The sequence below is a fragment of the Pseudomonas sp. S3_E10 genome, from assembly GCF_054667615.1.
The window spans coordinates 3,566,786-3,588,277 of the sequence record NZ_CP162743.1; the positions used below are offsets into that span (position 1 = coordinate 3,566,786).

General features: G+C 61.9%; 23 protein-coding genes. 11 read left to right on the forward strand and 12 right to left on the reverse strand.

Annotated elements, in window-relative coordinates; all coding sequences use genetic code 11:
• Positions 1-47 precede the first annotated feature (47 nt).
• Both AB4N98_RS16310 and AB4N98_RS16315 read right to left on the reverse strand, forming a co-directional pair.
• On the reverse strand, positions 48-1,136 hold the full coding sequence (locus tag AB4N98_RS16310; RefSeq protein ID WP_017528908.1) for an endonuclease/exonuclease/phosphatase family protein: 1,089 nt from the start codon (positions 1,134-1,136) through the stop codon (positions 48-50).
• Between the two features lie 40 nt (positions 1,137-1,176).
• Positions 1,177-1,836, reverse strand: coding sequence for a YciC family protein (locus tag AB4N98_RS16315; protein WP_017528907.1), 660 nt, complete (start codon positions 1,834-1,836; stop codon positions 1,177-1,179).
• A gap of 180 nt (positions 1,837-2,016) precedes the next feature.
• Between AB4N98_RS16315 and AB4N98_RS16320 the strand changes: the two genes are divergently transcribed.
• The 3 genes from AB4N98_RS16320 (at position 2,017) to AB4N98_RS16330 (ending at position 3,997) form a co-directional block, all read left to right on the forward strand.
• On the forward strand, positions 2,017-2,748 hold the full coding sequence (locus AB4N98_RS16320; protein WP_065876747.1) for a DUF2076 domain-containing protein: 732 nt from the start codon (positions 2,017-2,019) through the stop codon (positions 2,746-2,748).
• A 118-nt stretch (positions 2,749-2,866) separates the two neighbouring features.
• Entirely contained in the window at positions 2,867-3,343 is a 477-nt protein-coding gene (locus AB4N98_RS16325) for a LabA-like NYN domain-containing protein (RefSeq protein WP_017528905.1), read from the forward strand.
• A 42-nt stretch (positions 3,344-3,385) separates the two neighbouring features.
• The gene (locus AB4N98_RS16330; protein ID WP_017528904.1) at positions 3,386-3,997 is read left to right on the forward strand and encodes a 3'-5' exonuclease; all 612 of its coding nucleotides are present in this window, start codon (positions 3,386-3,388) and stop codon (positions 3,995-3,997) included.
• Between the two features lie 140 nt (positions 3,998-4,137).
• Here the strand turns inward: AB4N98_RS16330 and AB4N98_RS16335 are convergent, their stop codons facing one another.
• Together AB4N98_RS16335 and AB4N98_RS16340 are read right to left on the reverse strand one after the other, a co-directional pair.
• On the reverse strand, positions 4,138-4,446 hold the full coding sequence (locus AB4N98_RS16335; RefSeq protein ID WP_460148808.1) for a DUF3077 domain-containing protein: 309 nt from the start codon (positions 4,444-4,446) through the stop codon (positions 4,138-4,140).
• Positions 4,447-4,939: 493 nt separating this feature from the next.
• Positions 4,940-5,401, reverse strand: coding sequence for an Lrp/AsnC family transcriptional regulator (locus tag AB4N98_RS16340; protein WP_017528902.1), 462 nt, complete (start codon positions 5,399-5,401; stop codon positions 4,940-4,942).
• Between the two features lie 159 nt (positions 5,402-5,560).
• Here AB4N98_RS16340 and yedA point away from each other — a divergent pair, with 159 nt between their 5' ends.
• Both yedA and AB4N98_RS16350 read left to right on the forward strand, forming a co-directional pair.
• Positions 5,561-6,457, forward strand: a complete 897-nt coding sequence (yedA, locus tag AB4N98_RS16345; RefSeq protein WP_068935236.1) for a drug/metabolite exporter YedA — start codon at positions 5,561-5,563, stop codon at positions 6,455-6,457.
• 48 nt (positions 6,458-6,505) lie between these two features.
• A complete protein-coding gene (locus AB4N98_RS16350) occupies positions 6,506-7,840 on the forward strand; it encodes a DEAD/DEAH box helicase (RefSeq protein WP_017528900.1) in 1,335 nt (444 codons plus the stop codon).
• A 61-nt stretch (positions 7,841-7,901) separates the two neighbouring features.
• Here the strand turns inward: AB4N98_RS16350 and AB4N98_RS16355 are convergent, their stop codons facing one another.
• Together AB4N98_RS16355 and AB4N98_RS16360 are read right to left on the reverse strand one after the other, a co-directional pair.
• The gene (locus AB4N98_RS16355; protein ID WP_068935233.1) at positions 7,902-9,140 is read right to left on the reverse strand and encodes a TIGR03862 family flavoprotein; all 1,239 of its coding nucleotides are present in this window, start codon (positions 9,138-9,140) and stop codon (positions 7,902-7,904) included.
• A gap of 172 nt (positions 9,141-9,312) precedes the next feature.
• Positions 9,313-10,233, reverse strand: a complete 921-nt coding sequence (locus tag AB4N98_RS16360) for a histone deacetylase family protein (RefSeq protein ID WP_017528898.1) — start codon at positions 10,231-10,233, stop codon at positions 9,313-9,315.
• 76 nt (positions 10,234-10,309) lie between these two features.
• Between AB4N98_RS16360 and AB4N98_RS16365 the strand changes: the two genes are divergently transcribed.
• Genes AB4N98_RS16365 through AB4N98_RS16375 form a run of 3 tightly spaced genes read left to right on the forward strand, consistent with a single transcriptional unit; the run spans position 10,310 to position 12,371 of the window.
• Positions 10,310-10,879, forward strand: coding sequence for a GNAT family N-acetyltransferase (locus tag AB4N98_RS16365; protein WP_017528897.1), 570 nt, complete (start codon positions 10,310-10,312; stop codon positions 10,877-10,879).
• A gap of 38 nt (positions 10,880-10,917) precedes the next feature.
• Complete coding sequence (tesB, locus tag AB4N98_RS16370) at positions 10,918-11,787, forward strand: acyl-CoA thioesterase II (RefSeq protein ID WP_017528896.1); 870 nt, start codon at positions 10,918-10,920, stop codon at positions 11,785-11,787.
• Entirely contained in the window at positions 11,784-12,371 is a 588-nt protein-coding gene (locus tag AB4N98_RS16375) for an HAD family hydrolase (protein WP_065876751.1), read from the forward strand. The genes tesB and AB4N98_RS16375 overlap by 4 nt, the downstream gene beginning before the upstream one ends.
• 64 nt (positions 12,372-12,435) lie before the next feature.
• On the opposite strand, the gene AB4N98_RS16380 is transcribed toward AB4N98_RS16375, so the two are convergent.
• The 3 genes from AB4N98_RS16380 to AB4N98_RS16390 are packed head-to-tail and all read right to left on the reverse strand — an operon-like array spanning position 12,436 to position 14,774.
• Positions 12,436-13,416, reverse strand: coding sequence for a hypothetical protein (locus AB4N98_RS16380; protein WP_017528894.1), 981 nt, complete (start codon positions 13,414-13,416; stop codon positions 12,436-12,438).
• Entirely contained in the window at positions 13,417-14,304 is an 888-nt protein-coding gene (ypfJ, locus tag AB4N98_RS16385) for a KPN_02809 family neutral zinc metallopeptidase (protein WP_017528893.1), read from the reverse strand.
• Positions 14,305-14,360: 56 nt separating this feature from the next.
• On the reverse strand, positions 14,361-14,774 hold the full coding sequence (locus AB4N98_RS16390; protein WP_017528892.1) for a membrane lipoprotein lipid attachment site-containing protein: 414 nt from the start codon (positions 14,772-14,774) through the stop codon (positions 14,361-14,363).
• A gap of 195 nt (positions 14,775-14,969) precedes the next feature.
• Here AB4N98_RS16390 and AB4N98_RS16395 point away from each other — a divergent pair, with 195 nt between their 5' ends.
• The gene (locus AB4N98_RS16395) at positions 14,970-15,848 is read left to right on the forward strand and encodes a DMT family transporter (protein ID WP_017528891.1); all 879 of its coding nucleotides are present in this window, start codon (positions 14,970-14,972) and stop codon (positions 15,846-15,848) included.
• Between the two features lies 1 nt (position 15,849).
• Here AB4N98_RS16395 and AB4N98_RS16400 read toward each other — a convergent pair whose 3' ends face one another.
• Positions 15,850-17,184, reverse strand: coding sequence for an MFS transporter (locus tag AB4N98_RS16400; protein WP_065876753.1), 1,335 nt, complete (start codon positions 17,182-17,184; stop codon positions 15,850-15,852).
• Positions 17,185-17,407: 223 nt separating this feature from the next.
• On the opposite strand from AB4N98_RS16400, the gene quiC reads away from it, so the two are divergent.
• Positions 17,408-19,309 (forward strand): 3-dehydroshikimate dehydratase QuiC, encoded by a 1,902-nt coding sequence (gene quiC, locus AB4N98_RS16405; RefSeq protein ID WP_068935225.1) that lies wholly within the window; start codon positions 17,408-17,410, stop codon positions 19,307-19,309.
• A gap of 77 nt (positions 19,310-19,386) precedes the next feature.
• A complete protein-coding gene (locus AB4N98_RS16410; protein ID WP_017528888.1) occupies positions 19,387-20,052 on the forward strand; it encodes a TetR/AcrR family transcriptional regulator in 666 nt (221 codons plus the stop codon).
• An 85-nt stretch (positions 20,053-20,137) separates the two neighbouring features.
• On the opposite strand, the gene AB4N98_RS16415 is transcribed toward AB4N98_RS16410, so the two are convergent.
• Both AB4N98_RS16415 and aroQ read right to left on the reverse strand, forming a co-directional pair.
• Complete coding sequence (locus AB4N98_RS16415; protein WP_460148814.1) at positions 20,138-20,986, reverse strand: shikimate dehydrogenase; 849 nt, start codon at positions 20,984-20,986, stop codon at positions 20,138-20,140.
• Complete coding sequence (gene aroQ, locus AB4N98_RS16420; RefSeq protein ID WP_017528886.1) at positions 20,983-21,432, reverse strand: type II 3-dehydroquinate dehydratase; 450 nt, start codon at positions 21,430-21,432, stop codon at positions 20,983-20,985. The genes AB4N98_RS16415 and aroQ overlap by 4 nt, the downstream gene beginning before the upstream one ends.
• Between the last annotated feature and the right edge of the window lie 60 nt (positions 21,433-21,492).

Genomic DNA, 21,492 nt, shown 5'->3' on the forward strand with positions numbered 1-21,492 from the left:
GTGGGAGGGAGCAAGCCCCCTCCCACATTAGGTTTTGCGGCGTTTTGTTATTGCGCGGCGGGCAACAGGAACCGGGCAATCACCGGCAGATGGTTGGAGATACGCAAGGTATCCTCCTGCCGCACCTTGGTGTCCACCCGTTTGATCCGCGGGCTGTAGAACAGGTAATCCAAGGTGCGATCCGGGCCATCCAGGCTTGGGTCATTGGGGAAGTGCGTCAGCCATTTTTCGCGATCGATACCGCTGGACTGGCTGTTGCTCGGGATCATCGGGTATTTATCCCACAGCAGGTGCAGCTCGCTGTCCGGCGAATACTGCCCGCGTTTGCTGGCGTCCAACCGCAGGAATTGGCCCAGGGGCAGCAGGTTGAAATCGCCGCCGATCAGCCAGGGCGTACCGCGGCCTTCGAATTTATCCAGCAGCTTGACCGTGGTTTTCACCTGTTCCTGCACCGCGCTGCGCCCCGGCGCGCCAGCGTCCAAACGGGTGTTGAGCACCGCCAGTTGGCCGCCGTCGCTCAGCGGCAGGTAGGTCAGCAGCAAGGCCGGCTTGGGTTGGAATTGGCGGCTGATCAGGTTGGCCTCCGGTGCCGGCAATTGCAGGCGCTCGGCGTGTTCGATCTGGTAACGGCTCAGGGTCGCGAGTTTGCGTCCGACGCTGCCGAAGATATGCAGGTCGGGCACAAAATCGGCCTTCCAGTCGAACGCCTGGGCGCTGCAGGGGTAGAGGTCGACCAGGCGCTCTTGCAACAGGGCAAGCTGGTCCTGGTAGTGGGAGGGCTTGGCGTTTTCGTCGAGTTCCTGCAACAGCAGAATGTCGGGCTGTTCGTCGCGGATCACCCGTGCCACTTCGTCCAGGCTCACGGCCATGTCTTCCACGGTGGGGCGATCATCGGGGCCGCTGCCGTCGGCGGTGTCGTACCAAAACACATAGTTCTTGCCGGCCAGATATTGCACGTTCCACGTCATCACCTTGAGCGCCTGCCCCGGCAGCAGGGTCGGCGCACGCGGCGCGACGCAGCTTACCGGCAAGGTCTCCTTGGCGGCGGGGCGCCAGGTCAGGCTATAGATCAGGGCGGTGAGCAGGCCTGCGATGATCAACAGGCCCAGCAAGGTGATGCGCAATAAACGGGTCATCGGCTCGGCTTATGGCGTTTCAGGAATGGCACGGAGCATATCACCGTGCGTCGGCATCGCCACCGATCAACATGAATAAACGGAACAACACCACACTGGTAAACAATTGCAGGAAGCTGTGGGCGCTATCCATCAACAGGCCCAGCCATGGCGCCGGGTTGGGATAGGCCGCGACGCTGGCGCCCTTGAGCAGCCACAGCGGGGTCATCACGCACAGCAGGCACACCAGGATTCGCCAGAAATGCCCGCGTGTCAGGCGAAAGCTTTCCTTCATCGCCTCCAGCGCCGACAGGCCGCGCAGCACCAGTAAATACTCGGCAAACGCCAGCACCACCATCAGCCACAGGCCCGGCAGCAAATACATCGACAAGCCCAGCAGGATCAGCAGGGTGCTCATGGCCGTCAACACCGCAAAACGCGGCCACAGCGTGAGCGCCATGGCCCATACGTCTTTGGTACGCGGCGACTCGCCACGGGTGCGCGCGTCGAGGAACAGGATCAAGGCGCCGGTGTACAGCGGGTACACCAATAACCCCACCACCACGCTGTAACCCGGGAAGGCATCCGGGCCGAGCGTGTGGTCGAGTACCTGTTGCAACAGGGCCTCGAGGATCACCAGCGGCAGGCACAACTGCACGATGGCGCCCAGGTTATGCCGGGTAAAACGGAAGGAGTCGCGCAATACATCTAACGGATTCATCGGGTTCATCGCTGGCTTAAAAGCAAGGGCGACACTTTAACCGATCAGGGTCTGTAGGGCGCAAACGTAAACCTTGCGTAAAGACCATTGAAACAACTCGTAACACCCCCATAACTAGAGCGCACCTGGCCTGATCACAGGCAGGACCACGATTTTTACCGGCAATCTAACGAGGTCGCCATGAACAGCGAAGAGCAAACCCTGATCGATGGACTGTTTTCACGGTTGCAGCAAGCCGAAACGGACTCAGCCCCCCGCGACGCCCAGGCCGAAGCGCGGATCAAGGAGCACATGACTCGCCAACCCGCCGCCGGGTACTACATGACCCAGTCGATCCTGGTGCAGGAACACGCACTCAAAAGCCTCGACGCGCAGAACAAGCAACAGGCGCAACAGATCGAGCAATTGCAGCAGGAGCTGCAGCGCGCCAGATCCCCGCAGGCGGCCGCGCCAAGCGGTGGCGGTTTTTTGTCGAGCATCTTTGGCGGTGGCTCGCGAGAGGCGCAACCTGCGCCGAGCAACGCGGGAGGTGGCTGGCGTGAACCGGCGCGGCCGGCATTCAGCCAACCCGCACCGCAGCAGAACTATCAGCAACCGCCGCAACAACCGGCCGCCGCCGCGCCCGTGGGCAGCGGTTTCCTCGGCGGTGCGATGAAAACCGCCGCCGGTGTGGCCGGCGGTGTGTTGCTGGCCGAAGGCATCAGCAGCCTGTTCCATCACAACCAGCAGCCGCAGGTGGTGGAAGAAATCATCGAACAACCGGCACCGGCCAGCGACCAGGGTGGCTGGGGCAATGACGACCAGAAGTTCGCCGGTAATGACAGCTGGGGCGCCAACAACTCGGACAGCTTCGCCGACAGCGACTATTCCGACGACTCATCCTCCTTTGGCGACGACGATTCCTTCGTCTGACCCTCCCCACGCCCGGTGCGCTTCGTCGCGCCGGGCTGATTTTCCCGGAAACCTTCTCGCGGCTGGCATACTGGCACCCTTTCCGGGCGCTGGCGCCTGGCTGTCATGGGGAAGTGCGGTGAAAAAAATTGCAGTGTTCGCCGATGTGCAAAACCTCTATTACACCGTGCGCCAGGCCTATGGCTGCCACTTCAATTACGCGGCCCTGTGGGCTGACATCAGCGCACGCGGGCAAATCGTCGAGGCGTACGCCTATGCCATCGACCGAGGCGACAGCAAGCAGCAGCAATTCCAGCAGATCCTGCGCAACCTGGGCTTTACGGTAAAACTCAAACCGTATATCCAGCGTGCCGACGGCTCGGCCAAGGGCGACTGGGACGTGGGCATCACGCTTGACATCATGGACGCCGCCGACCATGTCGACGAAGTGGTGCTGGCCTCCGGCGACGGTGATTTCGACATGCTGCTCGAACGCATCATCCAAAAGCATGGCGTACACGCCGTGGCCTACGGCGTGCCGGGGCTCACGGCCAATTCATTGATACGCGCCGCCAGCCGCTACGTGCCGATCGAAGGCGCGCTGCTGCTCAAGTAAGCGCTGCGGCTCAATCAATCGTTAAACGGAGTTGAAACAGGTTTGGAACGTATAGCGGTCATCGACTTTGAAACCACCGGCATCACCCCGAGCAGCCACTGCCGGGCCACGGAAATTGGCGTGGTCATCCTTGAGCGCGGGCAAATCGTCGATCGCTACCAGAGCCTCATGAACGCCGGCGTACGCGTGCCGGGCTTTATCGAACAACTCACCGGCATCAGCAACGCCATGCTGCGCAGCGCGCCGTCGGCCGAGCGGGTGATGAACGAGGTCAACGAATTCGTCGGCACCACGCCGCTGATGGCGCATAACGCCGCGTTCGACCAGAAGTTCTGGGACTTTGAGCTGGGCCTGATCCGCCGCACCCGCCTGCAAAAATTCGCCTGCTCGCTGCTGCTGGCCCGGCGCCTCATGCCGGCGGCACCGAACCACAAACTCGGCACTCTCAACACCTACGCCAAACTGCCCCACACCGGCCAGGCTCACCGGGCGCTGGCGGATGCGGAAATGGCCGCCAACCTCACCGCGCACCTGGCCCGGGAACTGCGCCAGACCCACGGCCTGCGCGAGCTGTCCCACGATTTGCTATGCACCTTGCAGAAAGTGCCGGCGGCGAAGATCAATGAGCATTTGAAGAAACATCGCGGGTTCTAAGCCAGCCACGACCTCAAGAACACTGGAGGTCCAAATGTGGGAGGGGGCTTGCTCCCGATAGCAGTGTGTCAGGCAATGTATTTGTCACTGACCCACCGCCATCGGGAGCAAGCCCCCTCCCACATTAAGTTATGCGGCGCCTATCGAGGCTGCACACAGCCCAAGGCTTGGTCCACCACGCCTTTGGCCATCTCCACCAAATGCATCACCGCCCGCTGCGGCGCCTTCATCACTTCACCCGAGGCATGCGCCGCCTCCACCGCGCAATGCAGCAAATCCGCCGCATGGGCGAGGGCGTCTTCCAGGCTCAGGTTGTCATTCAGGATGAAGGTCGGCGCATCCGGGGCGCACGCTTTGCGGTAATAGTCGATGGCACGGCGGTGGAGCAGGGCGTCTTCGCTGGGGAAGTCGGCGTTGGGCTTGGGTGGATCGGGGGTGATTTTGACCATGGTGAAACTTCTCCGTCAGTTAAGAAGCTGCAACCGTTCGCTTGCACACGAATTAGGGTGGCAGCAGTACGCGGGTGTGCAAGACCGAGACGGAGTCCGGTAGATCCGAAGACCTCCCGCGTACAGCTGCCATGACACTTAGCGCCTGAGATAAACCCAGGCGTAGAGAGTTAAGGCTATGCGTATTACCGTCGTCGGACTTGCACGTCCGATCACCGAAAACTCGATGACGGAGCGAGACTAGCTACCGAATCCGACGGAAACAAGGCCGTGGAATTCTCTCGGAAACGTCCCGCAAATGAAAGGGATTGGTCTTGCTGGCCATCGAAACACTGCGCGGTGGATGGCTTTTTTATGTGTCGTCAGAACAGTCAGTAGGTTAAGTCCTGCACTGCTATCGGAGCCTTCCGTTTTTTTAATCGAGGGCGATTTCAACAGACCTTTTGAAGGAGTTCACAAGTGTGGGAGGGGGCTTGCTCCCGATCGCGATCGCTCAGCCACCACTTTTCCCATTGCCCTCCAACTGCCCCAACGGCACGCGCCGTTCTATCGCGCTCGACAAAATAATCGAAGTTTTGCTGAAGCCGAACTTGGCTATCCGGTTGATCAAATTCTCAAGCTCAGGCATCGAGCCCACCGCGGCTTGCATGATCACGCACGGGTCGCCGGTTACCCGGTGGCATTCGGTCAGTTCGGGGATTTCGGCGAGGGCGTCGTAGACCTTTTGGCTGCCATGATTGGTCAGCCGCAGTTCAATCACGCATTGAATCGGCAACCCCACTTTGGATAAGTCCACCTTGGCCTGGTACCCGGTGATCACCCCACTGGCCTCCAGCTTGGCCACGCGCTCGGCCACGGCGGGGGCGGAGAGGTTTACCGTGCGGGCCAGTTGCGCATAGGAGGCGCGGCCGTCTTCGAGCAGGGCGCTGAGGAGCATACGATCGTATTTGTCCATGATAAGGCTCCAATTGCGCGTGGCTTTCGAAAGCACGGGTTATAGCCTTCATAACCATGCTTTGAAAAGTGTATGGGCGGTTTAAACAGGTTTTGTAACTTATGTTTATTCTCCTTCGTTTCTAGAATAAGCCTCCCACTCCTGCCATAGAGCCGCCCAATGCCTGGCCCACGTCGCTTTCCCTTACCGTTGATCGCCGCCTTTTTTGCGCTGTATGTGATCTGGGGTTCCACCTACCTGGTGATTCGCATCGGCGTGGAATACTGGCCGCCGCTGTTGCTAGCGGGTATCCGGTTCTGCACGGCGGGGGCGTTGATGTACGGCTACCTCAGGTGGCGCGGGGTGCCGGCACCGACCTGGGCGCAATGGAAGGCAGCCGCGATGATCGGCATCTTGCTGCTCACCTTCGGTAATGGCGCGGTCAGCGTGGCCGAACACACGGGCGTGTCATCCGGGGTGGCCGCGCTAGCGGTGGCGACGGTGCCGCTGTTCACCTTGCTGTGCGGGTACTTCTGGGGCGCGCGTAATACGCGCCTGGAATGGGCCGGGGTGATCCTGGGCATTGTCGGCATTGCCATGCTCAACATGGGCAGCACCTTGCAATCGAGCCCGATGGGCGCCGCGTTGCTGTTGTTCGCGGCGGCCTCCTGGGCGTTCGGCTCGGTATGGAGCCGGCATTTGCCGCTGCCCCAGGGCGCCATGGCCAGCGCGGCGGAGATGCTGGTGGCCGGTGTGGCACTGTTGATCGGCAGCGCGGTGTCCGGTGAACACCTGCAGGCCATGCCGCCGCTGGAAGGCTGGCTGGCGCTGGCCTACTTGACGGTGTTCGGTTCGATCATCGCCTTCAACGCCTATATGTACCTGCTCAAGCACGTGCGCCCGGCGGCGGCGACCAGCTATGCCTATGTGAACCCGGCGGTGGCAGTGTTGCTGGGGATCGTGTTCGTGGGCGAAACCATCGGCGTGGAAGAAGCCCTGGCGATGCTGGTGATCATCAGCGCGGTGCTGCTGATCAGCCTGCCGCAGTGGCGCAAGCCGAAGCCGGAAATAAGGTAAACTGCGGCGCAATTGCGACCTTGCGCTGAATTTTCCTACGGTAACTACATGACTTTCGCCACCCTTGGCCTGATCGAACCCTTGCTGCGCGCCCTTGAGACGCTTGGCTACCAGACCCCGACGCCGGTGCAGGCGCAAGCCATTCCGGCGGTGCTGGCCGGTCGCGACCTGATGGCCGCGGCCCAGACCGGCACCGGCAAGACCGCCGGTTTCGCCTTGCCGCTGCTGCAACTGCTGACCATGGAAGGGCCGAAAGTCGCCGCTAACTCGGCGCGCGCGTTAATCCTCTGCCCCACCCGGGAGCTGGCCGAGCAAGTACACGCCAGCGTCGCCGAATACGCGCAACACCTGCCGCTGACCACCTACGCGGTGTACGGCGGCGTGAGCATCAACCCGCAGATGATGAAGCTGCGCAAGGGCGTCGACATTTTGGTCGCCACGCCTGGCCGCCTGATCGACCTGTTCCGCCAGAACGCGCTGAAACTCAACCAGCTGCAAACCCTGGTGCTGGATGAAGCCGACCGCATGCTCGACCTGGGCTTTTCCGAAGAGCTGGCGAACATCTATCGCATGCTGCCGAAAAAGCGCCAGACCCTGCTGTTCTCCGCGACCTTCTCCGACGACATCCGCCTGTTGGCCGGGCAGATGCTCAACGACCCGCTGAGCATCGAAGTCAGCCCGCGCAACGTCGCCGCCAACACCGTGAAGCAATGGGTGGTGCCGGTGGACAAGAAGCGCAAGCCGGAGTTGTTCGTCCACCTGATGCGCAAAGGTCGCTGGAAGCAGGTGCTGGTGTTCGCCAAGACCCGCAACGGCGTGGATGCGCTGGTGGACAAGTTACAGGGCTTGGGCATCAATGCCGACGGTATCCATGGCGACAAACCCCAGGCGACCCGCCAGCGTGCCCTGGACCGTTTCAAAGCCAGCGAAGTGCAGATCCTGGTAGCCACCGACGTAGCCGCCCGTGGCCTGGATATCGAAGACCTGCCGCTGGTGGTCAATTTCGACCTGCCGATCGTCGCCGAAGACTACATCCACCGCATCGGCCGTACCGGTCGTGCGGGCAACACCGGTGAGGCGATTTCCCTGGTGTGCGCTGATGAAGTGAACATGCTGTCGGCCATCGAGATGCTCACTCGTCAGACCCTGACCCGCAAAATGGAAGCCGACTTCGAACCGGAACACCGCGTGCCGGACACCGATGCCAGCGGGCAAGTGGTGAAGAAGCCGAAAAAACCGAAGAAGCCTAAAACCTCCGGTGGCGGCGGTAAGCGCAACCTGGGCAAGTGGGTGGACAGTGGGGACGCCGCGCCGGTGGAGCCGTCGATCAAGCCGGTGCGCAAGGTGCCAGTGTTTAACACGGGGCCGCGTAAGAAGAAGTGAAGCAGTTATAAGCCGCAAGCTGCAAGTCGGCGCCGTGGTGCCTTTACTTGTAGCTTGTCGCTTATAGCTTGTGGCTGCTTCTAAGCCACTCCAACATCCCCCGTCCAGCCGCCCGCCCGCTGGCAAAGCACCCCGTCAGCAAATACCCCCCAGTCGGCGCCTCCCAATCCAGCATCTCCCCCGCACAAAACACCCCCGGCAATTGCTTGAGCATCAACCGCTCATCCAGCGCCTCAAACGGCACGCCACCGGCGGTACTGATCGCCTCATCTATCGGCCGCGTCTTCACCAGCCTCAACGGCAACGCCTTGATATCCACCGCCAACTGCGCCGGATCGTTGAAGTGCTCAGCCGGCGTCAGTTCGCGCAACAACGCGGCCTTGACCCCATCCAACCCCAACTGGCTGTGCAAATGCTTGCTCATCGACCGCGAGCCACGCGGCTTGGCCAGGGCGGCCCGGACCTTGTCCAACGGTTTGCTCGGCAACAAATCGATATGCACCGTCGCCGAACCGTCGCGGTTGATCGTCTCGCGAATCGGCGCCGACAGCGCATAGATCAGGCTGCCTTCGATGCCCGTGGCGGTGATGACACACTCGCCCAGTCGAGGCGCGTCGTCCCCCAGGCCGATGGCGACGTTCTTCAACGGCGCGCCGGCGAATTTGCTGACCATCAGTTCGCTCCAGGCAGACACGTCGAAGCCGCAATTGCTCGGCTGCAGGCGAACATAGGGCACGCCTTTGCCCTCCAGCAGGTTAAGCCACGCCCCGTCGGAGCCCAGGCGCGACCAGCTGCCACCGCCCAACGCCAACAGCACGGCAGCGCTGTGGACAACTTTTTCGCCGTCCGGGCTGTGGATAAGTAAACCGCCCTCGGCATTCCAGCCCACCCAGCGATGCCGGGTGTGGATAACCACGCCCTGGTCGCGCAGGCGTTTGAGCCAGGCACGCAACAGCGGGGCGGCTTTCATATCGGTAGGAAATACGCGGCCGGAAGTGCCGACAAAGGTTTGGATGCCCAGACCATGGATCCATTCGCACAATGCCTGGGCACCAAACCCACGCAGCAACGGCGCCATCTGCGGTGCGCGTTCGGCGTAGCGCGACACAAAAGCCGGGTAGGCTTCGGAGTGGGTGATGTTCATGCCGCCCACGCCGGCCAGCAGGAACTTGCGCCCCACCGAAGGCATGCCGTCGTACAGGTCCACGCGCACCCCGGCCTGGCTCAAGACTTCGGCGGCCATCAGCCCGGCTGGGCCGCCGCCGATAATAGTGACGTGTGGAGGTGCGGTGTGAGGCATGGGCAAGGCTACACGGGCTGTGAATAAGCCGAGCATTCTACCGGACGGAGCGGCGGCTGCCTGATCAAAAAATGTACACTTTCCTACAAGCCTTATGGCGGCTCGCTCTCAGCCGCTTACGCTCAAGTTATCCACAGGCCGTTCCACAGCCATTGTGGGTAACGCTCACAGCTCAATGACAACCTGATGACGTCCACACCCGTTGCGCGCTGTGGTGCAGGATGCCGTGGCGGCGCGCCAGGGCGGGGCGGTCCTTGCTGTAGCCGCCGCCGATCACGCCCATCACCGGAATGTCGCGGCCCAGGCAATGGCGCATCACGCTTTCATCGCGGGCGGCCACGCCGGCGTCTGTCAGTTTGAGGTAGCCCAGGGCGTCGTCTTTATGCACATCCACACCGGCGTCGTACAGCACCAGGTCGGGCTGGTAGAGCGGCAGCAGGTAGTTGAGGGCATCGTCGACCACCTTGAGGTAGTCGGCGTCGCCCATGCCCATGGGCAACGGGATGTCCCAGTCGCTGTGGGCCTTGCGTGCCGGGAAGTTCTTTTCGCAGTGCAGCGACACGGTAATCGCCTCCGGCGTGTCGTGCAGGATGCGTGCGGTGCCGTCCCCTTGATGCACGTCGCAGTCGAAGATCAGCACGCGGTTGACCCGGCCGCTGGCCAGCAGGTAGCGGCTGATCACCGCGAGGTCATTGAAGATGCAAAAGCCCGCCGGGTAATCGTAATGCGCGTGATGGGTACCGCCCGCCAGGTGACAGGCCAGGCCGTGTTCCAGCGCCTGCTCGGCGGCCAGTATCGAACCGCCCACCGCCCGTACGGTGCGCCGGGCCAGGGCTTCGCTCCAGGGCAGGCCGAGGCGGCGCTGGTCTTCGCGGGACAACTCGCCGCTCATGTAGCGCTCGATATACCCAGGTTCATGGGCCAGGGCCAGAATGTCCGCCGGGCATAGCGGCGGGCGCAGCAGTTGGCTGTCCTGGGTCAGGCCGCTGTCCACCAGGTGGTCGCGCAACAGGCGAAATTTGTCCATGGGGAACCGGTGGTCCGGCGGGAACTCGGGGCTGTAGTCGTCGTGGTAGATCAATGGCAAAGGCATGGGATTTTCTGACGGGAAACTGCGAAGGATCTTACCAGCGCTGTACACTCACGCACATGGCAAGGGGAGGGGACCCATGGAGCCGATACTCGAATTGGAAAGCGCGCGTCTGGTGCTGCGCCCATGGCGCGACACCGACTTGCCGGAGTTTGCGCGCATGTGCGCCGACCCGCAGGTGATGCGCTATTTCCCGGCCAAGCTCAGCCACCTGGAAAGCGCTGCGCTGATAGGGCGGATCCGCGGCCACTTCGCCGAATACGGCTTTGGCTTTTGGGCGTTGCAGCGTAAGGACACGGGTGAGTTCATCGGCCTGACCGGTTTGCAGAACGTCAACTTTGAAGCCGGCTTTACCCCGGCAGTGGAAATTGGCTGGCGCCTGGCTCGCGAGCATTGGGGCCTGGGTTACGCCAGTGAGGCGGCCTGGACCGCACTGCGCTGTGGTTTCGACCGTTTGCAGTTGGATGAAATTGTCGCCTTTACCACGGAGGCCAATCAGCCCTCACAAAAAGTCATGCAGGCCATCGGTATGCATTACGATCCGCAGGCAGATTTTGCACACCCCAAGGTCGCAGCCGATGACCCGCTGCGCCCGCATGTTTTGTACCGCATCACCCGCGCCCAATGGTTGGACACGCTGCACGGATAAGCAGCCCGGAATGCCCCATAGATTGTAGGAGTTGCTCTATGAGCCAAGTATTGGAAGATCTGGTGGACTTGCTGACCCTGGAGCCGATCGAGGAAAACCTCTTTCGCGGCCGCAGCCAGGACCTGGGTTTTCGTCAACTGTTCGGCGGCCAGGTGCTCGGCCAGTCGTTGTCGGCGGCCAGCCAGACCGTCGAAGAAGCACGCCACGTGCATTCGTTGCACGGTTATTTCCTGCGCCCCGGCGATGCGGCGTTGCCGGTGGTGTACTCGGTGGACCGCGTGCGCGATGGCGGCAGTTTCAGCACGCGCCGCGTCACGGCGATCCAGAAGGGCCACCCGATCTTCACCTGCAGCGCATCGTTCCAGTACGACGAAAAAGGCTTTGAGCATCAAACCACCATGCCCGTGGTGGTCGGCCCGGAAAACCTGCCGTCGGAGCTTGAGCTGACCCAGCAGCGCGCGCACCTGATCCCCGAGCACATGCGCGAAAAGCTGCTGTGCCCCAAGCCGATCGAAGTGCGCCCGGTCACCGAAAAAGACCCGTTCAACCCGCAGCCGTCCGACCCGGTCAAATACGTGTGGTTTCGCGCCGACGGTGCGCTGGCCGACACGCCGGCGCTGCATAAATACCTGTTGGCGTACGCCTCGGACTTCGGCCTGTTGACCACCTCGCTACTGCCGCATGGCAAGACCGTGTGGCAAAAAGACATGCAGGTCGCCAGCCTCGACCATGCGCTGTGGTTCCACGCCGACCTGCGCGCCGATGACTGGTTGCTGTATGCCATGGACAGCCCGTGGGCCGGCAATTCCCGCGGATTCTCGCGTGGCAGTGTGTACAACCGCGCCGGCCAACTGGTGGCATCGGTGACCCAGGAAGGGTTGATTCGCCATCGCAAGGATTGGGCATGAGCCTGAGCGACGTTAAGCACTGGGTATTTGATATGGACGGCACCCTCACGGTGGCCGTGCATGACTTTGCGGCCATCCGCGTGGCGCTGGAGATACCGCCCGAGGACGACATCCTCACCCATCTGGCCGCATTGCCCGCCGATGTTGCGGCGGCCAAGCATGCCTGGTTGCTGGAGCATGAGCGTGAGTTGGCGCTGGGCTCGGTGGCGGCCACTGGCGCGGTGGAGTTGGTGCGCGAATTGGCCAGTCGTGGGTATCGCCTGGGGATTCTGACGCGCAATGCGCAGGCATTGGCGCATGTGACGCTGGAAGCGATTGGCCTGGCAGAGTGTTTTGCCATCGACGACATACTCGGCAGAGAGGATGCGCCGCCCAAGCCCGACCCGGGTGGGTTGTTGAAACTGGCGGCCGCGTGGGACGTGGCGCCGAGTGAGTTGGTGATGGTCGGCGATTACCGTTTTGACCTGGATTGCGGTCGGGCGGCGGGCGCCCGCACGGTGCTGGTCAACCTGCCGGACAACCCCTGGCCGGAGTTGGCGGATTGGCATGCACCAGACTGCACGGTACTGCGCCGAATGATTTAGCCCAGTCAATAAAGATCAAATGTGGGAGGGGGCAAGCCCCCTCCCACATTTTGAGCCGGTTTCTTCAGGGGTTATTGGGGAACAGCGCCTTTTGCCCCTCCGGCGAGGTAAACATCCTATCCCCGTCATGCCCCACCCCCGGCACTTCCACCAGCTTCTGGCGCAGTTGCGGATGGCGCAGCGTGAGATAGTCAAAGTAGTGGTGTCCGCGAATCAATCGATACGCGCCCTGGGTCTCGGCTTCGCAGCCTTTGTCCAGCGCCGGGTGGTTGGGGTTGGTGTCTTGCTGGCCCAGCAGGTAGGTGATGTCCCGTGACACATAGACCTGTTCCAGATGTTGCGGGCTCTGGCCATGGGCGTAGGCGGGCAGGTGCTGCATGCCGTACTTCCAGTCGTTGAAACCCGGGCACAGGGTTGCGTCGAACTGGACCGGGCGTTGCGGGCTGAAGTAGGCGTAGGACGAAGGGTTGGCCACCACATAGCGCAGGCGGATGCCTTCGGCTTGCAGAGTCGGGTGGTCGTGACCGGTGAGGGCGAAGCGCTGGACGACTTGCCCGCCGCCGGAATGCCCGGCCACTACGATTTCCTTGAGCGCCGGGAACAGTGTGCGGTTGCCCAGGTGCTTGATGAGTTGGTCCAGCACGCCGTAAGAACTGAGTTGGCCAGGGCCGACCGACGGCTCGCCAGCCATCCAGCTGTTGCCGTTCCAGCGCAATACCTGTTGACCCAACGCGTGGCGCCTCACATCGGCGTTGTTGAGAAACTGCGGTGCAATCACCAGGGTCGCGGCGCCAACCCCCGCGTGTTCAGCGGCCTCCTTGCCGCTTTGCAGGTAGGTCTGCGCATTGCGCAAGCGGCCATGCACGATGATCAACGCGCGGGTCACGCGGGGCAGCGGCTGGCGCCAGTCCTGGCTCAGGCCCAGGCTGAGGTCGCCGGCCTGCAGGTGGAACCGCTCGGGGCTGACCACCGCGACGCCATGCTCGGCGGCCAGGGTTGAACACGAGACCAGAACCCCCAGCAGCACACCCCATGGTTTATTCATTTAAAGGCTCTTGGCGGCAAACGTATCGCATTGAGTGATCTGGCCCTGGGCGAAGCCGGTCTTGAACCAGCGCACCCGCTGCGCCGAAGTGCCGTGGGTAAACGAGTCCGGCACCACGCGGCCCTGACCCTGCTGTTGCAAATGGTCATCGCCAATGGCGTTGGCCGCGTTCAGGGCTTCTTCGATGTCGCCGGGCTCCAGCCAGTTCAAGCGTTTTTGCGCGCGGTTGGCCCACACGCCGGCAAAGCAGTCGGCTTGCAGTTCCTGGCGTACCAATAGGCCGCCGTCGCCTTGCATCTGTCGGCCTTGCTGGCGCGCGGCCTGGATCTTGGACGAGATGCCCAGCAGGGTCTGCACGTGGTGCCCCACTTCGTGAGCGATCACGTAAGCCTGGGCAAAGTCGCCGGCGGCCTGGAAGCGTTGCGACATTTCCCGGAAGAAGTCCAGGTCCAGGTACACCTGTTGATCCGCCGGGCAATAAAACGGGCCAGTGGCCGAGGTGGCGCCACCGCAGGCGGAATTGACCCGGCCACGGAACAGGATCAGTTTCGGGTTCTTGTAGGCCAGGCCGTTTTCCTGGAACACCTGGGCCCAGGTGTCTTCAGTGTCGCCCAGCACCGCACGCACGAAATCGGCCTGCTCATCGTTGGCCGGCGGCGCCTGGCGCGTCTGTGTGCTGACCGACGGCGCCTGTTCCATCTGGCCGGTCAACTGGCCGAGGATCTGCAGCGGGTCCTGGCCGGTCAGCCAGCCGATGCCGACGATCAGCACAATCGCCGTGAGGCTCAGGCCCTTGCCGCCACCAAAGCGCATGCCGCCACCACCGCCGCCACTGTCATCCCGCGCATCCACCACGTTGTCGCTGCGTCGGCCTTTTTTCCATAGCATGGGGCAATCCTCTTGATGAACGGTCCTACAAAGTTATGGGTGGAGTATGGCCGTTATTAGCGGCAATACCCTTCACCGGTGTTCACGATCAAACAGTCTTTTTTATCGGCCAGCCACTTCAGGCCGGTGGCTTCGCCGTCGCCGGCCCGCAGCAGTTGTGGGCCGTCCGGGCGTACGAAGGCGATGCCCTCTTCATTGGCTTCACCCTTGAAGGTGCCGCTGTCGGTGGCGTCGAGGCCGTATTGCATGGTGAGCCGATAATGGCCACGGCCGATGGCGTCGTCCTTGGCGATGGTCAGGTTCAGGCCTTCGACGCCAACCCATTGGCCGACCCACTTATCGGTGGGCGGGTGTTCCGGTACCAGGGTGGCTTGTACCGACGCCGGCGCGGGTTTTGGCGCGTCCTTGGCTTGCTCGTTACAGGCGGTAAGCAGGGCAAGGGCAGACACAACAAAGAAGATTTTTTTCATAGCAAAGCCTTGGTTGAAAAGTGCGCAGCGCGGGGGCGGGCGTGCAGGGTTGGACTCGAATCCGCTGATTTAGTGCGCTGTTCGCCCGGTGTTTGGTTATGCTCTTGGGGCAGACTCCGGCCCGGCTGCTAGATTACCGGGTTAGCGCTACCTCGTTCAGTGCTCAGTGTTCCGCTCGCCACGCAAGAGAATTCCATGACTGTCAGTACCCCACTTTCCGGCGTCAACCACCCCTTTAAAGGCATCCTGCTGATTGTGCTGGCGACGTTCCTGTTTTCCAGCCACGACGCCTTGTCCAAATACCTGGCCGGGTTCTACCCGATCGTGATGGTGGTGTGGGCGCGGTATGTGGTGCACACCTTGCTGATGGCCGGCATCTTCCTGCCGCAATCGGGCCTGCGCGTGCTGCGCAGCAAACGGCCCGGTATGCAGGTGGTGCGGGCGTTGTGCCTGTTGGGCACCAGTCTGTTTTTTACCAGCGCCTTGCATTACATCCCCCTGGCGGAAGCCACGGCGGTGAACTTCCTCGCACCGATCCTGGTGACGGCTCTCTCGGTGCCGCTGCTGGGCGAACACGTCACGCGCGGCCAATGGCTGGCGGTGATCTGCGGGTTTGTCGGCGTGCTGGTGATCATCCATCCCGGCGGCGAGCTGTTCACCCCGGCGGTGCTGCTGCCATTGTGTTCGGCGATGTTCTTCTGCTTTTACCAGTTGCTCACACGCATCCTCAGCCAATACGACACGCCCACTACCAGCAACTTCTTTGCCGGGCTGTGCAATACCCTGGTGATGAGTGCGATGGTGCCGTTCTTCTGGCAGGTGCCGACGCTGTGGCACGGCGTGTTGATGCTGGCGCTGGGCACGTGCGGGATGACCGCGCACTTGATGCTGACCCAGGCGTTCCGCTTTGCGGCGCCGGCCTTGCTGGCGCCGTTCGGCTATTGCCAGATCGTGTTTGCGGGGTTGTTGGGCTGGCTGGTATTCAGCCATACCCCCGACATGACCACGGTGGCCGGTATCGGGGTGATCTGCATGAGCGGGTTGGCCGCTGCCTGGCAGCAGCGGCGTCGTTGAATTACACGTCTACCGTAGGAATCTTGCGCGGCGCCATGAAGTACATCCACGTCAGCGCAATGAAGTACATCGCCGGAATCAGGGTGAACAACACGGTGTAGTTGTTGTTGGTCACGGTGAGGATATGGCCGACGATCTGGGTCATGAACATGCCGCCGATGGCCGCGCACATGCCGCCGAAGCCGAACACCGTGCTCATCATGTGCTTGGGCGTGTAGTCCATCACCAGGCTCCAGATGTTGGCCGTCCAGGCCTGATGCGCGCCGATGGCCAGGGAGATCGCAAATACCGCGACCCACAGTTGGCTGGAACCGGCCGCCATGATCACGCCCACGATGCAGCAGGCAAACAGCAGCATCGATAGCAGCCGCGCCTTGATTGGGTTCATCCCGCGGCCGATCAGGAATGACGACAGGATGCCACCGCCCACACTGCCGAAGTCGGCGGTCAGGTAGATGATGATCAGCGGGATGCCCATTTGGGTCACGTTGATGCCCAGGTTGTATTGCTGGTTCAGGAACGGCGGCAGCCAATACAGGTAGAACCAGAACACCGGCGCGGTCAGCGCATAGGCGATGGCGAACGCCCAGGTGCCGCGCATGCGCAGGATGCGGCTGAACGGGACGCCGGGTTGTTCCGGCTCGGCGTGCTGTTGCACGTAGTCCAGTTCCGATTGTTTGACGGTTGGGTGCTCTTCCGGGTTGTAGTATTTCAGCCCCCAGAACACCAGCCAGATCGCGCCGAGCGATGCCATGCACAAGAACGCCGCCTGCCAGCCCCACACATGCAGGATCAACGGCAGCAGCATCGGCGTCATCATCGCGCCGACGTTGGTGCCGGCGTTGAAGATACCGGTGGCCACCGCGCGCTCACCCGCCGGGAACCACAGGCGTGTGGTCTTGACGCAGGCCGGGTAGTTGGCGGCCTCGGTCAGCCCGAGGATAAAGCGGCACACCATAAAGCCGACGGCCGAGGTGGCCAGGCCGTGGGCGCCGGTGGCCAGGCTCCACAGCAGCACCGCGCAAAAGAACACGCGTTTCACGCCGACGCGGTCGATCAAGCGGCCTTGCAGCACAAAGCCGATCGCATAACCCACCTGGAACCAGAAGTTGATGTTGGCGTAGTCCATCGCCGTCCAGCTCATTTCTTTGGCGAGGATAGGTTGCATCACGCCCAACGCGGCGCGGTCGATGTAGTTGAGGGTGGTGGCGAAAAACACCAGGGCCAGCATGCCCCAGCGGGTTTTGCCTACGGCCATGGCGCCGCGGATCTTGTCGCCGATGCCGGCGTGCGGGGTGCCGGGGCGCGAGGCCAGGGCGGAGTTTTGCAGAGGCATGTGGTTGTACCCGTTTTTTGAAATTTTTATGGTGTGTTCTGGGTCTTTTTCTTACAGGTAGAAGCGAAGTCGATGGTGCGCAGTGGCTAAAAAATCGTCAATTCGCTATGGGGCATTGTGTTCGATAATCGCACTGAAAACTAACCGGTTCGTACATTTTAATTGCTGCGCGTAGGCTGGCGGCGAATAATTTGCCACAAACAACAATTGCCGGGAGTCGCCCATGCAACGTTCCATCGCCACTGTGTCCTTGAGCGGCACCCTGCCGGAAAAGCTCGAAGCCATTGCCGCCGCCGGGTTTGATGGGGTCGAGATCTTTGAAAACGACTTGTTGTATTACGACGGCAGCCCGCGCGAAGTTAAACAAATGTGCGCCGACCTGGGTATCGCTATCACGCTGTTCCAGCCGTTCCGCGACTTTGAAGGCTGCCGACGCGACCGCCTGGCGCGCAACCTGGAGCGCGCCGAGCGCAAGTTCGACCTGATGCAGGAACTGGGCACCGACCTGGTGCTGGTGTGCAGCAACGCCGCGGCGGATTCGGTGGGCGATGAACGTATTCTGCTCGACGACCTCAGCCTGTTGGCCGAACATGCCGGCCGCCGAGGTTTGCGCATCGGCTATGAAGCGCTGGCCTGGGGCAGGCATGTGAACACCTGGCAGCAGGTGTGGAACCTGGTGCGTCAGGTCGATCACCCCAGCCTGGGCGTGTTGCTCGACAGTTTCCACACCTTGTCGCTCAAGGGCGACCCGAGTGCCATCGCCCAGATCCCCGGCGATAAGATCTTCTTCGTGCAAATGGCCGACGCGCCGATCCTAGCCATGGACGTGCTGGAGTGGAGCCGGCATTTTCGCTGCTTCCCTGGCCAGGGTGAATTTGACCTGGCGGGCTTCCTCGCGCCGATCATCAAGAGTGGCTACACCGGGCCGTTGTCCCTGGAAATTTTCAACGATGGCTTCCGCGCCGCGCCGACCCGCGCGAATGCCGCCGATGGCCTGCGATCGCTGCTGTACCTGGAAGAGAAAACCCGCGAACGGCTGGCCGAGGAGCAGCCCGCCGCGCCGCTGGATATCCTCTTCGAAACCCCGGCGGCCAGCGAGTACGACGGCATTGAGTTTCTTGAGTTCGCCGTGGATGAAAACCTTGGCGCCAAGCTGACCCATTGGCTGGAGCGTCTGGGTTTCGTCAAGGCCGGGCAGCACCGTTCCAAGAGCGTGAGCCTGTTGCGCCAGGGCGATATCAACTTGATCCTCAATTGCGAGCCCTATTCCTTCGCGCATAATTTTTTCGAAGCCCATGGGCCGTCGTTGTGCGCCACCGCCATCCGGGTCAAGGACAGTGCCAAGGCCCTGGAACGAGCGGTGGCCTACAAGGGCCAGCCCTATCGTGGCCTGGTCGGGCCCAACGAACTGGAACTTGCGGCCGTGCGCGCGCCGGATGGCAGCCTGATTTACCTGGTAGACCAAGGCGAAGGCGGGCTGTACGACACCGATTTCAACCTGCAACCGGCCGCGACCGATGGCGGTGGCCTGCTGCGCATCGACCATATGGCCATGGCCTTGCCGGCCGACAGCCTCGACAGTTGGGTGCTGTTCTACAAGAGCCTGCTGGATTTCGAAGCCGATGACGAAGTGGTGCTGCCCGACCCGTATGGCCTGGTTAAAAGCCGCGCATTGCGTAGCCGCTGCAGCTCGATTCGCCTGCCCCTGAACATCTCCGAGAACCGCAACACCGCCATTTCCCACGCGCTGTCGAGCTATCGCGGCTCTGGCGTGCACCATATTGCCTTCGACTGTGCGGATATTTTCGCCGAGGTGCGCCGCGCCAAAGAGGCCGGCGTACCGCTGCTGGACATCCCGCTCAACTACTACGACGACCTGGCGGCGCGTTTCGACTTTGACGATGAGTTCCTCAGCGAACTGGCGTACTACAACGTGTTGTACGACCGTGACGCCCAGGGCGGTGAGTTATTTCACGTGTACACCGAACCGTTCGAAGGGCGGTTTTTCTTCGAAATCATCCAGCGCAAGCACGGCTATGCCGGCTACGGAGCGGCCAACGTGGCCGTGCGTCTAGCGGCGATGGCCAAATCGCGCAGCGGTGCCTTGCGCCAGGCGCGTTTATAACGGCGAGTCGAGCGCTTCCTTCGGCAGGCGCCGCGGCCCATAATCAGCGCCTGCACAACAATGGCCGTGAGCGCACCATGACCTCGAGTCCCGAACTCCCTGCGGTGTCAGACGCACCGCGCAAGAGTCGTAAGAACAACCCGGAAAAGACCCGCGAAAACATACTCCAGGAGGCTATTGCGGAGTTTGTCCAGCAGGGCCTTTCCGGGGCTCGGGTGGACGCCATCGCCGAGCGCATTCACACCTCCAAGCGCATGATCTATTACTACTTCGGTAGCAAGGAGCAGCTGTACGTCGAGGTGCTGGAGAAGCTCTACGGCGATATCCGCAATACCGAAACGCGCATGAACCTCACCGCGCTTGAACCGCGTGAGGCGATCCGGCGGTTGGTGGAATTCACCTTTGATCACCATGACCAGAACGTGGATTTTGTGCGGATCGTCAGCATCGAAAATATCCACAATGCCGAGTACGTGAAGCGCACCGACACGATCAAGGCGATGAACAGCAAGATCCTGGAAGGGCTGGGGGAGACCTTGCGCCGCGGGGCTGAAATGGGCGTATTCCGGGAAGGGCTGGAGCCGTTGGATGTGCACTTGCTGATCAACTCATTCAGCTTTTACCGGGTGTCCAACCGCCACACGTTCAGTGAGATCTTTCAGATCGAGCTGTCGGATGAGGCGGTTAAACAACGGCATCGCGAGATGATCTGTGAGTCGGTGTTGCGGTACCTGCAGGCCTGAATTCACCGCTGAACCTCATGTGAAAACTGGCTCAAAATGTGGGAGGGAGCAAGCCCCCTCCCACATTTGGATTTGGTTTCTACAGTCAGGTATTCATGCTCTTGAAGTGCGCCAACATCCGTTGCGCATCCGCCACCTCGCCACTGAACAACTCAAACGCCTTCACCGCCTGGAACACCGCCATGTTGCCGCCATCCAGCGTGCGGCAACCCAGGGCGCGGGCGTTGCGCAGCAGTTCGGTTTCGAGTGGGAAATACACGATTTCCGCAACCCACAATTGCGCCCGCAAGAAGGCTGCCGGCACCGGCATACCGGGCAGTTTGGCCATGCCCATTGGCGTGGTGTTGACCAGGCCATCCGCCTCGGCCAGGGCGTTTTCCAAATCCTGACCCACTTGCACGCGGCCGCTGCCGAAACGCTGGGCGAGGTTATCCACAAGCTCGCGGGCACGCTGGGCATCCACGTCAAAAATACTCAAGTGCTCCACGCCTCCGGCCAGCAGTGCATGGGCCACCGCAGCGCCCGCGCCACCGGCGCCCATCTGCACCACGCGCCGGCGCGGCGCATCACTCAGGTTGCGTCGAAACCCTTCAGCAAACCCCAGGCAATCGGTGTTGTGGCCGATGCGTTTGCCGTCTTTGAACACCACCGTATTCACCGCGCCAATGCCCCTGGCTTCGTCGGACAGTTCATCGAGCAACGGCAGGATCGCCTGTTTGCACGGGTAGGTAATGTTCAGCCCGGTAAAGTGCATCTGCTCGGCGGCGCGTAGGAGGTCGGGCAGGGCGTTGATGTCCAGGCCCAGGGGCTCAAGGTCGATGAGACGGTACAGGTAACGCAAGCCTTGGGCGTCGCCTTCCTGTTCATGCAGGGCTGGGGTGCGGGAGGCTTGGATACCGGCGCCGATCAGGCCGGCGAGGATGCGCGATTTCATTGAGCTGAACCCTTGAGCAACCGGCTGAAATGTTCCAGGGCCAGGTGGTAACCATGGCTGCCAAAGCCTGCGAGCACTGCCTTGGCGATGGGCGACACGAACGAGTGATGACGAAACGCCTCACGTGCATGCACGTTGGATAAATGCACTTCGATCACCGGCACTTCACTGGCCACCAGCGCATCGCGGATCGCTACCGAGGTGTGGGTCCAGGCCGCCGGGTTGATCACGATGCCGGCGCAACGTTCGCGGGCGCCGTGGATCCACTCGAGCAATTCACCTTCGTGGTTGGTCTGGCGAAATTCGATCTTCAGCCCGAGTTTCTCGGCGCTGCGCCCGCACAGGGCGGCGACGTCGGCCAGGGTTTCGTGGCCATAGGTGGCGGGCTCGCGGGTGCCGAGCAGGTTGAGGTTGGGGCCGTTGAGCACCAGCACGATAGGCGGCATCAGATGTATCTCCACAGGTCTTGTTCGTTGTGGGGATAAAATGTACTGAATGGTTAATTT